Source organism: Sarcina sp. DSM 11001 (assembly GCF_900101015.1).
Lineage (GTDB): Bacteria > Bacillota > Clostridia > Lachnospirales > Lachnospiraceae > CAG-791.
On record NZ_FNFZ01000004.1, the window covers coordinates 48,063 to 60,905 of the forward strand.

Here is a 12,843-nt window from a genome sequence, read left to right on the forward strand (position 1 = left end):
GGTCAAAAAGTCTATGTATAATTGTATACACCAAATACAATAAAGTCAAGCTGAAAAGTTCTTCTGGAGGAATAGGAAGCGGAATGAGAAGAGTCGAGAGGGCGTGGACTTGTAACGGAATGTGAAGAGTCGAGGGGGATGGAAAGAAAGAAAGAACGGTTCCCGGACCATTTAAATGGACCTGGGAACCGTCTCTTGCTTTTCTCTATATGTCTCTTTCTGTCTCTATATGTTTCGTTAATTACTTATTTCACAACGAAGTTAATGATCTTGCCCGGGACAAAGATCTCTTTGATGAGAGTCTTGCCCTCTATGAAGGAGGCGACACGCTCGTTGGCTCTTGCTGCAGCCAGGGCGGTGTCTTTGTCGGCATCGCGGGCGATCTGGACTGCGGCGCGGACTTTTCCATTGACCTGTACGCCGACTTCGATCAGATCATCTACAGTCTTGGCAGGGTCAAAGGTGGGCCATGCGGAGACAGTCAGGTACTCTTCCGCCCCGTCTTCGCGGACGCTCTCATAGAGCTCTTCTGTGAGGTGAGGGGCGAAGGGGGACAGGAGCTTCAGGAAGGTGATGAGGTCAGCCTTCGAGATGCTTCCGGCCTTATAGATATCGTTGAGAAGGGTCATCAGGGCAGCGATCGCGGTGTTGAACTTCTGGGCTTCGATATCTTCGGAGACCTTTTTGATGGTCTTGTGCATGGCAGTCTCGAGTTCCCTGGGGGACGCGCCGTCCGTGAGGATCTCTGTGAGGCCGGCAACGCGCTCAAGGAATCTCCTGCAGCCCTTGACGGAGCTGTCGCTCCAGGGAGCGGCGCTGGCGTAATCGCCCATGAACAGGACATAGACACGGAGCGTGTCGGCACCGTACTGCTCGACGATGTCCAGCGGGTCGACGACGTTGCCCTTGGACTTGGACATCTTGTCTCCGTCCGGACCGAGGATCAGGCCCTGGGCAGAACGCTTCATGTAGGGTTCAGAGGTATTGACCTCACCGATGTCGTACAGGAAATGATGCCAGAACCTGGAATAGATCAGGTGTCTGGTGACATGCTCCATGCCGCCGTTGTACCAGTCGACAGGCATCCAGTAATCGATCTTTTTCCTGTCTGCGAAGACCTTGTCATTGTTGGCATCCACATAGCGGAGGAAATACCAGGAGGAACCGGCCCACTGGGGCATGGTGTCGGTCTCGCGTTTGGCGGGGCCGCCGCATTTCGGGCAGGTGCAGTTGACGAAGGAATCGATCTTTGCGAGCGGGGACTGGCCGTCTTCACCGGGCTCGAAATCTTCTACATCGGGAAGGCGGAGAGGCAGTTCCTCGTAGGGAACACCGACGACACCGCACTTGGGGCAGTGAATGAGCGGGATGGGCTCGCCCCAGTAGCGCTGACGGTTGAAGGCCCAGTCCTTCATCTTGAACTGGATGCCTGCGTGGCCGATTCCCTGCTCCTCGAGGACGCCGATGATCTTCGCGATGGAATCTTTTTTATTTGTCAGTCCGTTGAGATAGCCGGAATTGACCATCTCGCCGTCGCCGGTGTAGGCTTCTTTGGAGATATCGCCGCCCTTGATGACTTCGATGATCGGGACTCCGAACTTGGTGGCAAACTCCCAGTCACGCTGGTCGTGGGCAGGTACGGCCATGATCGCGCCGGTGCCGTAGCCCATCATGACATAGTCCGCGATGAAGATCGGGATGGTCTCGCCGTTCACGGGATTGACGGCCTCCAGGCCTTCGATCTTCAGACCGGTCTTGTCTTTCACAAGCTGGGTCCGCTCAAACTCGGTCTTCTTTGCGCATTCGTCGCGGTAGCCCTGGATCGCGTCCATGTTGGAGATACGGTCAGCGTACTTGTCGATCAGCGGATGCTCGGGAGCCATGACCATAAAGGTCACGCCGAAAAGGGTGTCGGGACGGGTCGTGTAGATCTCCAGCTTCTCATCGATACCCTTGAGCGTAAAGTCGACAAAGGCGCCGGTGGACTTGCCGATCCAGTTGACCTCCTGCATGCGGATGTTCTCGGGATAATCCACTGTGTCGAGTCCGGTCAGGAGCTTGTCGGCATACTCGGTGATCTTCAGATACCAGACATCCTTGGGAAGCTGGATGACATCGCTGTGGCAGATGTCGCACTTGCCGCCCTGGCTGTCCTCGTTGGAGAGTACGACCTTGCAGGAAGGGCAGTAGTTGACCAGAGTCTTATCGCGGAACACGAGTCCGTGGTCAAAAAGCTTGCGGAAGATCCACTGGGTCCACTTGTAATAATCCTCTCTGGAGGTGTCGATCACGCGGTCCCAGTCAAAGGAAAAGCCGACTCTCCTGAGCTGATTGGAAAATTTTTCGATATTTTTATCTGTGATAATGCGGGGATGGGTATTCGTCTTGATCGCATAGTTTTCGGTCGGCAGGCCGAATGCGTCGAAACCGATCGGGAACAGGACATTGTATCCCTGCATCCTGCGCTTTCTGGAAACAACTTCAATGCTCGAATAGGCTTTAATATGGCCGACATGCATGCCTGCGCCGCTGGGATAAGGAAACTCCACCAGTCCGTAAAACTTGGGCTTTTCGCTGAAATCCACAGCCTTAAAAAGGCCGGCATCTTCCCATTTCTTCTGCCATTTCGGCTCAATTTTCTTAAAATCGTATCTCATAGTGTTCATCCTCTTGTCCTGGTTTTCTGTAACGCAGTTCGTTCTATAATAATCCCCGCAGGCACTTTCGTCAAGTAAACGAATAAAGGCACAAACCGGTGCACGGACAGGTACGGACTCTGCAGGGCCGCGTCCATCCAGGGTCATGGGTCATGCTGGTTATGGCCGGCAGGGTCATGAGTCATGCAGGGAAATTGGCCGGCAGGGTCACTCCCTGCAGGGCTGCACAGAGTCAGCGGTAATTCCGGTTTCCGAAGTGAATGACCGCCACGAAGCCGGGGCCGGTATGGGCACCGATCACCGGTCCCATGGGGCAGACCTGGATCCTGGCGGCTGGATTGATCCTGCGGACTTCTTCCGCAAGTTTCTCCGCCCGTTCCCTGCAGTCTGCATGGGCGACGATCACATCATTTTCAAGTGCAGTGTCTACGGCTCCCTGATAACATTCGAGCAGGTATTTGACGGCCCTGGGCACACCGCGCTGTTTGGAGATATTGACCAGCTTTCCCTCATCATTGATCTTGAGGACCGGCTTCAGATTCAGGACACTGCCGGCAAAGGCTGCTGTGGAGGAAATACGTCCGCCGCGTTTCAGGTAGATCAGGTCCTCCACCATGAACCAGTAGCACACTTTCAGGGCACTGTCACGGAGCATTGCGGCATTGTCTGAAAGGGACATCCCTTCTTTGCGCGCTTTGATCGCCAGCATCAGCAAAAGGCCCATGCCTCCTGTACCGCCCAGTGTGTCCACACATTCGATCCGCACATCCGGATGGTCCTCCATGACAGCCCGGGCTCCGGTCAGGGATGAGTCGTAGGTGCTGCTCAGACCGCTGGAAAGCGCGAGGTAAAGAATGTCTTTTTTCTCGGCGGCAGCTTCCGAGAAAAGCTGTTCATAGGTATAAGGTGTGATCTGGCTCGTCCCGGTGATGGAACCGGCTCTCATTTTATCATAAAAGATCTTGAGCTCCTCTTCCGTCTGGGGACGGTCCATCAGATATTCCTTATCATCAATGACATACTTCATGGGGATGATATGGATCCCGTTCTCCTCGATCCAGGAATAGTCAAGATCCAGAGAAGCATCTATATAAATCTCATAATCTGCTGCGTTAGACAAATTAATCCTCCTTGTCATGAAAAATACAGGCCGGCTTGCGATCCGGGTCAAAAGACCTGTTAATCCCTGATGCTGGATATCAGGTTATTTTCCACGTTAATGCGGCTTAAACAGCAAACACGCATCTGCAGAAAGGATCCGCAGATGCGTGCTTTTTTACAGCTCAGATTCAGTCCGGTAAATGAGGACTGTTCATCAGTCGTCAGCACCTTCAGCGACTGCTGCTGCGCGGGCTGCGACTTCCTTGGCCTGGACATCGGCGGGAGCCTGCTCATAGCGGGCAAACTCATAGGAGTAATCGCCGCGTCCGCCGGTCATGGAACGAAGGACTGTGCAGTAGTCAAACAGCTCGGACATGGGGACTTCTGCCTCAACGACCTGTTTGCCGCCGGGGATCGGGTTCATACCGAGGACTCTGCCGCGGCGCTTGTTGAGGTCGCCCATGACATCGCCGGTGTAGGAATCCGGGATAGTGACCTTGAGGGAGACAATGGGCTCGAGAAGGACAGGATTTGCATCCATGATGCCCTTCTTGACAGCCTGGCTCGCAGCCGTCTTGAATGCCATTTCGGAGGAGTCAACGGGATGGTAGGATCCATCATACAGAGTCGCCTTCAGGCCGACAACAGGATATGCGGCAAGCGGTCCCTTCTGGACAGTCTCGGCAATACCCTTTTCAACTGCGGGGAAGTAGTTCTTGGGAACGCTTCCGCCGACGACCTCTTCGTCAAACTCATAGGCTTCTTCAAGGTTTCCGGAAGGAGCGAATTTGATCTTGACATGGCCGTACTGACCGTGGCCGCCGGACTGCTTTTTGTACTTGGAGTCGATATCGGCATTCTTGCGGATGGTCTCGCGGTAAGCAACCTTGGGCTGCATGGTCTCGATCTCGACCTTGTACTCGTTCTTGAGGATGCTCTTGACGACCTCAAGCTGCATATCGCCGACACCATAGATGAGGGTCTGGCGGTTCTCAGCGTCATTGACCATCTTGAAGGTGAGATCCTCAGAGGAGATCTTGGCCATCGCCTGGGCGATCTTGTCGATATCGTTCTTGTTCTTTGCGTTGTAACGGATATAGGTATAAGGAACGGAGATATCCATCTGAGCGTACTCGATGGGCTCTGCCTTGGTGGACAGGGTGTCGCCGGTCTTCGCGTCACCGAGCTTGGCGACTGCGCCGATATCACCTGCGTGGAGCTCGGCGATCTCACTGGTCTTGTTGCCCATCATGATATAGAGCTTGCCGAGACGCAGTTCGGACTCAAGGCCGGAATCATAGACGGTATCATCTGTCTTGAACACACCGGAGCAGACCTTGATCAGGCTGTAGCGGCCGATGAAGGGATCCACGATAGTCTTGAAGATAAAGGCGGACTTGGGCTGAGCATCATCAAAGGCTGCCTCAAAGTCTTCGCCGGTTTTTGTGTTTTTGCCGGTGACAGTGCGGCCGGCAGGATTGGGCATGTAGCGCACGATATCATCGAGGACATTCTCAATACCGCTGCACTGGGTGGAAATGCCGCACTCCACAGGGATGACGGAGCCGTCAAGGATATTGGCTCTGACAGCCTCACCGATCTCATCAGCCGTGAAGGTGTCGCCGCCGAAATAGCGCTCCATGAACTCTTCGTTGGTCTCTGCCACGGTCTCCATCAGAGTCTCGTGATAGTGCTCAAGGCTGTCCTGGCAGTCCGCAGGGACATCACAGGCAGTGGATTTCTTTCCATCCCACTTGTATCCCTTCTCCTCGATGACGCTGACGCAGCCGATGGTCTTCTCGCCTTCGTGCATGGCGAAATGGAAGGGAACGATCTTGGGACCGTAGAGCTCGGTGAGGGTATCGATCGTCCTGCCATAGTTTGTATCATTCAGATCCATATCGGAGACATAGATCATCCTGGGCAGGTTATATTTTTCGCAGAGTTCCCATGCGCGCTCCGCACCGACTTCGACACCGGCCTTACCGGAGACAACGATGATGGCGGCATCCGCCACGCTGATCGCTTCTTCCACTTCTCCGATGAAATCGAAATATCCGGGGGTATCAAGGATATTGATCTTGCAGTTCTTCCATTCAACAGGGATCAGGGACGTCTTGATTGAAAATCCCCTCTTCTGCTCCTCCTTTGTGAAATCGGAGACGGAGTTGCCATCCTCGACCTTGCCCATTCTTGACGTAACGCCTGTCATATGGCACATAGCCTCCGCAAGCGTTGTCTTTCCTGCTCCGCCGTGACCGAGCAGAACGACATTTCTGATTTTATCAGTTGTGTAAACTTTCATTGCAGACCTCCACTACTATTTATTCTATGTTGTTTTTGTCCGGAAAAGCCGTCTGTGAACTGTCTGCTGCCCGGCCGGAATACGGATCTGAGCCGGCAGCTGACTGACAGGATGAGGAATTATCCGGTAATCTTTCGCAAAACGGTACTTTTTGACAAAAATCCTTGTCCATTTTACTAGATAAAAGGTGCCATTACAAGGGCTTTATCAAATTATTGTTAGACCTGTGCTTCGTCCTGTGCTTAGTGAGTTCCGAGTGCTGTGCTGAATCTTTACTAAGACTTTGCTGAGTCCTGTGAGACGGAACACCAGTCCTCACATCTGGATCAGGCCGAGGACGTTGGCGACGGAGCTGACCAGTATGATTACGACAAAAACAGGGCAGACATACTGGATCATAAATTCAAATATCTTTCTCCTGTGGAACCTGTGGCCGTCCTGCTCCACCTCCTGCACGGCCAGGGCGACGGTCATCCTGTTTCTGACAAAAAGACAGATACACAGGGCCGCGATGGGCATCATAATGGAATTGGTCAGGAAATCAAAGAAATCCAGGAACTGCATGCCGATGATCTTCACGTCAGCGAGGGGGCCGTATCCAAGGCAGGACAGGGAGCCGAGAATGAGCATGACCGCACCGATAAAAAGAGTGCTGTAGACCCGTCCCAGGCTTGTCTCATCCGCCAGGGTGGAGACGGCGCTCTCCGTCAGCGCGATGGCGCTCGTGAGGGCTGCGAAAAGGACCAGGGCAAAGAACAGCGTGCCGATGATCCGGCTGAAGCCCATACTGTCAAAGATTTTGGGCATGGTGATAAACATCAGGGACGGGCCTGCTCCGAGCGCTTCGGGATCTCCTCCTGAGAAGGAAAAGACAGCGGGGATGATCATAAGGCCTGCCATGACAGCAATTCCCGTATCAAAGATCTCCACCTGTATAGTGGATTCCTCAATGCTGACGTCCTTTTTCATATAGGAGCCGAAGGTGATCAGGATACCCATGGCGATTGAAAGGGAATAAAACATCTGTCCCATGGCGGAGATGACGGTCATCCAGGAAAAGTGGGCGGGATTGGGAACCAGAAAATACTTGACGCCCTCAATTGCTCCCGGGCGGGTCATGGAATAAATGCAGATCAGAAAGGCCAGTACGATCAGGACAGGCATCATGAAGCTGGAGACGCGTTCAATGCCATTCTCCACACCCATTACGATAATAATGAGGATCATCGCGACGAAGACGATAAACCAGAACTCGGCGGTGAATCCGTTTGAGATGAACTCTCCGAAAAAGGTATCCTGCGCTACGCCGGCCCCGTTGCCGCGAATGTATTCAAACAGGTATTTGCAGACCCAGCCTCCGATGACGGAATAATAAGGGCAGATCAATAGAGGAATGATCGAATTGATCCAGCCTCCGAAAACTGTGCCGGGGGCTTTCCCAAAGGATGTGAAAGCGCCGTAGGGACTCTTCCCGGTGTATCTTCCGATCGCCGTCTCCGCGATGATCATGGTGTATCCAAAGGTCAGCGCCAGCAGGATGTAGACCAGCAGAAAGATTCCTCCGCCGTACTTTGCCGCCAGATAAGGGAACCGCCAGATATTGCCGAGACCGACGGATGCCCCTGCCGCTGACAATACATAGCCCAGTTTTCCGGAAAACCCCTTTCTCTCTTCTGAATTCATGACTAAACTTCCCCCTTTTCAAAAAGCTGCCGTCCGGCAGCTAAATTTGTACAATAATGTAGAAATGAACGACAGTGCAGTATTGAGTAGAATATCATATTCTGACGAAAAAGTCATCTTGTTTTTTTCATGCAGCCATTCATTGAATCCAATATCCCATTGAATCAGTAATGAAAAAGCCTTATGCTTTCAGGTCTGAGCAGACGCTGGAGGACATAAGGCTTTTCCTTTATGTATTTTCTTTAAAAATGATATTTTACCCCTGTTCAGTCAGAACAGCAGCTGACCGGCTGCCGGTCTCCTGTCTTTTCTTCGCTTTTCTGCAGGGTTCAGCTCAGGAAGGGGTTGGAGGGGCGGAAAAGGTATTTTTCCGACAGGTCGGAGAGCTTCGCGGCGCCGCACATTTTCATTGTGTCCGCGAGTTCGGCTCCGAGTTTTTCCGTATAGAGAATGACTCCCTCAGCGCCTCCGCCATAGACGGCGGTTACGTAGGGACGGGCAATGAGGACGCCGTCCGCGCCGAGACAGAGTGCCTTGAAAATATCAACGCCGGTGCGGATTCCGCCGTCGACAAAGATCTTCATTTTTCCGCCGACTGCCTGGGCGATCTCGTAGAGGACCTCCGCACTGGCGGGGCACTGGTCGAGGACGCGGCCGCCGTGGTTGGAGACCACGATGCCGGAGGCGCCGGCTTCGAGAGCTTTGCGGGCAGCGTTGACGGTCATGATGCCTTTGACGATAAAGGGCTTTCCTGCATTTTTGATCACCTGCGCGAGTTCCTCTACGGTTTTGCTGCCTGCCGGAGGCTGGAGGTTCTGCAGGAAAGGAAGGCCGGCAGCATCGATGTCCATGGCGACCGCAAAGCAGCCTGATGCCTGGACCAGTTCAAATTTTTCCCGGAGAGTATTGACGTCCCAGGGCTTTACGGTCGGTATTCCGAACCCGCCCTTGGCAGCGATCGAATGGCAGGCGGCCTGCATGACAGCCGGGTTGGTGCCGTCACCGGTAAAGGCGGCGATCCCCGCGTCCGCACAGGCGGAGACGAGAATATCATTGTAGGCGACATCATCCAGCTTATCGCCGTAATGAAGCTTCACTGCGCCCACGGGACCTGCAAAGAAGGGATATTTCATTGTATGTCCGAAGAAATCAAAGGAAGTATCCGGAGTGGTATTCTCCGCAATAGTGTCCAGATTGATCCTGATCCGTTTCCAGGCGTCATAGTTGCGGATCGCTGTGTCTCCCACGCCCTTGGCGCCGGGACCCGGTACCTGATTGCTGCAGGCCCTGCCATTGCAGACCGGGCAGGCCTTGCAATAAGGGCCGATACAAGTGCGTGCATTGGTCAGGATATCCTGATAAGTCATGTCATTTCTCCTTTACATCTTGTCTGTTATCTTTACAGGAAATCAGTTTTTGAACAGTGTTCCGATGATCCCGCGTCCCAGGCTTGCGCCCAGGTTGCCGCCGATGGTCTTGCCGAATTTGCCGCCAAAGAGACCGCCCACGGTCTTTCCGGCTTCGCGGCCGACTGTGCCCGCCACTGTACTGCCGACAGATTTGGCTGCACGTTTCTTGGCATTTTCTGCCTTTATCGCTTCGCGCTCGGCTGCTTTTTCCGCTTCTCGCTGCTCACGTTCAAGAAGCTTCTGCTTTTCAGCCTCCTCCTTTGCCTTTTCGGCTGCAGCCGCGGCTTCGATCCCCAGGCGCTGAAGGATCTCATAAGCAGATTCAGGGTCATAAGCTCTGGAATACTTTCCATAGAGAATGTGTCCCTTGACAGCCTGGTCTCTCTCCACATCCGTGATCGTGCCCATCCTGCTCTGCGGAGGAAGGATATAGGCTTTCTGTACGATCTGGGGGATCCCGTCGTCGCCGAGGAAGGAGATCAGCGCTTCACCGGTCCCCAGAGCCTGAAGAGTCTCCACAGTATTAAAGGAAGGATTCTCCCTGAAGGACTGGGCGGCGGCCCGGACTGCCTTCTGGTCAGCCGGTGTATAGGCGCGGAGAGCGTGCTGGACGCGGTTTCCGAGCTGGGCAAGCACAGCGTCAGGAATATCCCTTGGATTCTGGGTGCAGAAGTAGATCCCGATCCCTCTGGACCGGATGAGCTTGACGACCTGTTCAATCTTATCAAGCAGGTCTTTTGAGGCATCCTTAAAGAGAAGATGGGCTTCATCGAAGAAAAAGACCATTTTGGGCCTGGGCAGGTCACCTACTTCCGGCATCATCTCGAACAGCTCGGACAAAAACCACAGAAGGAAGGTGGAATACAGTTTTCCGTTGGTGTTGAAAAGGCTCACTGAATCGAGGATATTGATCATACCTTTTCCGTCATAGGTCTGCATCCAGTCGGAAATGTTCAGGGCTGTCTCGCCAAAAAACATATCTCCGCCCTGGCCCTCCAGAGCCACCAGGGCGCGGAGGATCACTCCGATGGAAGCACTGCTCATGCGGCCGTACTGTTCCGCATATTCCTTTGCGTGCTCCTGCACGTAATTGAGCATAGCCTTGAGGTCCTTGATGTCGATCAGGAGCAGATTGTTGTCATCCGCGATCCTGAATACGACACTGAGAATATCGCTCTGCAGGTCGTTGAGCTGCAGGATCCTGGCCATCAGAAGGGGGCCCATCTCGGAGACTGTCGTTCTCAGAGGCATACCCTTTTCTCCATAGATATCCCACAGAGCGACGGGATATCCGGTATAGGTAAATCCGGTGTCCGCAAGGCCGAAGCGCTGGATCCTCTTCTGCATATCCTCAGAATCAGTCCCGGGTGCCATGATCCCTGCCAGATCCCCCTTGACATCCGCCATGAAGACCGGAACGCCCATATCGCTGAAGGATTCCGCCAGCACACGCGCGGTCACTGTTTTGCCGGTGCCGGTAGCTCCCGCAATGAGACCGTGGCGGTTAGCCATTCGGGGAAGCAGAAAGAGATCTTCTCCTGCATCATTGACGGCTGCCCAGATCTTGTCGTCTTTTTTCATGAATTCACCCTCCTTAAATCATGTTACAAGCCGGATTTCCGGCGAGGCTTTTTGACGCAGATATCGGAAAAACAGGAAAGCAGGATGTATAGATTAATTCGTGACAGATCCTTGCTTTTTACCGGAACATACTGTCCGGGAGGACCGCTCTGTAGGGGTTCAGCAGCCCTGTTTCAGGGAAGCCTTCCAGGACAACATCGCCCACTCTTCCTTTTCTGATCCATCTGACACCGGCTCCATCCATATACTGCCATTCTCCATCCAGATAATGCCAGCCGGTGAGAGGTTTTCCCTTGTCAAAATAAAAATGGAGACCGGCTTCTTCATACCAGCCCGTGTACTGATAGAAATGAATGATCCTGTAGATTTCCTGATAGGTGGCTCCGTCAAAATGGATCCCGTCCGGAGACCCGAAGGAATACCGGATCCTGTTGTAGGCATCGATGTAGATGACATTTTTCAGGTTTTCCTGAGCGTATGCGTTAAAGGACTCGATCCGTGAATTTTTGGCATTAGGGCTTTTGGAATCGATGACCGGAGTGACGGAGACAAAAAAGGTCCGCGCGCCCCGCTCCTTCCACTCCGCTGCCTTTTCATTCATATAATCGACATAGGAGGCCACATTGCCCAGGTCATTGACCCCCATCAGAATCACCACGTCGGTATTTCTGCCTATGAGGCCGTCCACGGCAGGAACTCCGGAATTCACCATCCAGGAATATCCCATACTGTTCTTTGCGGACCAGAATTCATTTTCCAGACTGTCTACATACATCTGCATGCCCACAGTCCTGGAATCACCAATAAAGACAGTGCGGGTACTCTGCCGGGCAGAAGAAGGATCTTTGAGCGGCAGGATCCGGTCACGGTAACTGCCGGTCTGCAGATCAGACTGCAGCAGGGTGCTGGCCGGAGAAGCAGGAAGCGTGTCACTGGATTCCGGAAACCAGGCAAGGCCGGGAAACAGCTCGTCACCTGTCTGGATCTGAGACTGGTCAGCCGCAAATGGACCCGCTGCAGAAAGTGTCTGTGTCTGAGAGATCTCCTCGACAGGACGGCCGGACTGTTCAGAGATTGACAACAGTTCCGGGGAGTATTGATCCGCTGCTGCAGAATCGGCTTCATAAGCCTGTGCGGGAAGAAAAGGGCCGTAAATCTCCGCATCGGAGATCTGTGCAGCTTCTTTCTTGCTTAATGAAAGGGGCTGACCACCGGCCCTGGCGGAATCTTCCGCGGGCCGCAGGGGAAAGCCCGGTTTAAAGCTTTCTTTTTCCTGCTTCTTCATTCCCGGCAGTTTCCAGGAAACGACCGGAAGCTCATCCTTTTTTTCACTTCCCTGCAGCGCCGCAAGGCAGACCGGCCCTGCTTCATTTGCAGTTTTGCGGAAAAGGCTTCCTATATGATACAGAACGTAAGATGCGGAAGCCTGGCAGAAAGCGTCCGCTTTTTTGCGGACGGCCTGCCGGATGGCATTTGAGCGGAGGGAATACCTGCTCATATCTGCTTCCGGAGGCAGGGCTCCGCCATAGCTGTAGACAGCATCGGCAGTCATCTCCTGGAAATAGGGGAGCAGGTCATCCGGGATCTCTGCCTGCGGTTCCTCTTCCTGCTCGGGGAAATCCTGAGGATCGAGCCCCCACCTGAGCAGAAGCTCCTCTTCTTCTTCAGCAGGGTCTGCTTCCTGGTTTCCGGGTTCCAGATCAAGGGAAGGAATCAGGATATCCTGTTCCTCTGGAACCGTCAGTCTGCTTTCCGCGATCTGCCCGCTGACCAGGGACAGAGGTGTCAGGCCGGCCGCCAGAAATAATCCAGCCGCCCCCGCCGCGATTTTCATCATTCCGGAATCAGGTGAAAACCCTCTTTTGAAGGTCCGCATTTTTCTGCCCGCATACATGTCAGAATAAACAGCCTGATCATACTCTTTCTTCCGTTTCTTTATGAGGTCATTGCAGACACCGTTCCGGGAGTCTGCGGCCGCTTTTTCAGTCTTAGTGCAAGTATGCGTAGTATAGTCCAAAAGAAACTTCCAATCCTGTTAGTAAGAAACTGTTTTCTGCCTGCTGCAGAAAGTATTTTGTGTGACAGAAGAACCGTCCTCTTATATTTC

7 protein-coding genes are annotated in these 12,843 nt (G+C 53.4%); all 7 read right to left on the reverse strand.

The window, feature by feature from the left end:
- Positions 1-245 precede the first annotated feature (245 nt).
- The 7 genes from leuS to BLT02_RS02870 all read right to left on the reverse strand — a co-directional run bounded on the left by leuS (position 246) and on the right by BLT02_RS02870 (position 12,753).
- The gene (gene leuS / locus BLT02_RS02840) at positions 246-2,666 is read right to left on the reverse strand and encodes a leucine--tRNA ligase (RefSeq protein ID WP_347474876.1); all 2,421 of its coding nucleotides are present in this window, start codon (positions 2,664-2,666) and stop codon (positions 246-248) included.
- A 223-nt stretch (positions 2,667-2,889) separates the two neighbouring features.
- Positions 2,890-3,777 carry a DegV family protein gene (locus tag BLT02_RS02845; RefSeq protein ID WP_175453663.1) on the reverse strand — a complete coding sequence of 296 codons (888 nt, stop codon included), beginning with the start codon at positions 3,775-3,777 and terminating at the stop codon, positions 2,890-2,892.
- 195 nt (positions 3,778-3,972) lie between these two features.
- Positions 3,973-6,063, reverse strand: coding sequence for an elongation factor G (locus BLT02_RS02850; RefSeq protein ID WP_092991359.1), 2,091 nt, complete (start codon positions 6,061-6,063; stop codon positions 3,973-3,975).
- Between the two features lie 315 nt (positions 6,064-6,378).
- Entirely contained in the window at positions 6,379-7,746 is a 1,368-nt protein-coding gene (locus tag BLT02_RS02855; RefSeq protein ID WP_092991360.1) for a sodium-dependent transporter, read from the reverse strand.
- Between the two features lie 329 nt (positions 7,747-8,075).
- Complete coding sequence (locus BLT02_RS02860) at positions 8,076-9,113, reverse strand: alpha-hydroxy-acid oxidizing protein (RefSeq protein ID WP_092991361.1); 1,038 nt, start codon at positions 9,111-9,113, stop codon at positions 8,076-8,078.
- Between the two features lie 42 nt (positions 9,114-9,155).
- A complete protein-coding gene (locus BLT02_RS02865; protein ID WP_092991362.1) occupies positions 9,156-10,736 on the reverse strand; it encodes a helicase HerA-like domain-containing protein in 1,581 nt (526 codons plus the stop codon).
- Between the two features lie 118 nt (positions 10,737-10,854).
- Positions 10,855-12,753: an SGNH/GDSL hydrolase family protein gene (locus BLT02_RS02870; protein ID WP_092991364.1), complete on the reverse strand. Its 1,899-nt coding sequence runs from the start codon at positions 12,751-12,753 to the stop codon at positions 10,855-10,857.
- Positions 12,754-12,843: the final 90 nt, after the last annotated feature.

Bases quoted from the DNA above. Each gene is read 5' to 3' on its own strand.
- BLT02_RS02850 (WP_092991359.1), bottom strand. From the start codon at position 6,063: ATGAAAGTTTACACAACTGATAAAATCAGAAATGTCGTTCTGCTCGGT.
- BLT02_RS02855 (WP_092991360.1), bottom strand. From the start codon at position 7,746: ATGAATTCAGAAGAGAGAAAGGGGTTTTCCGGAAAACTGGGCTATGTA.
- BLT02_RS02865 (WP_092991362.1), bottom strand. From the start codon at position 10,736: ATGAAAAAAGACGACAAGATCTGGGCAGCCGTCAATGATGCAGGAGAA.
- BLT02_RS02860 (WP_092991361.1), bottom strand. From the start codon at position 9,113: ATGACTTATCAGGATATCCTGACCAATGCACGCACTTGTATCGGCCCT.
- leuS (WP_347474876.1), bottom strand. From the start codon at position 2,666: ATGAACACTATGAGATACGATTTTAAGAAAATTGAGCCGAAATGGCAG.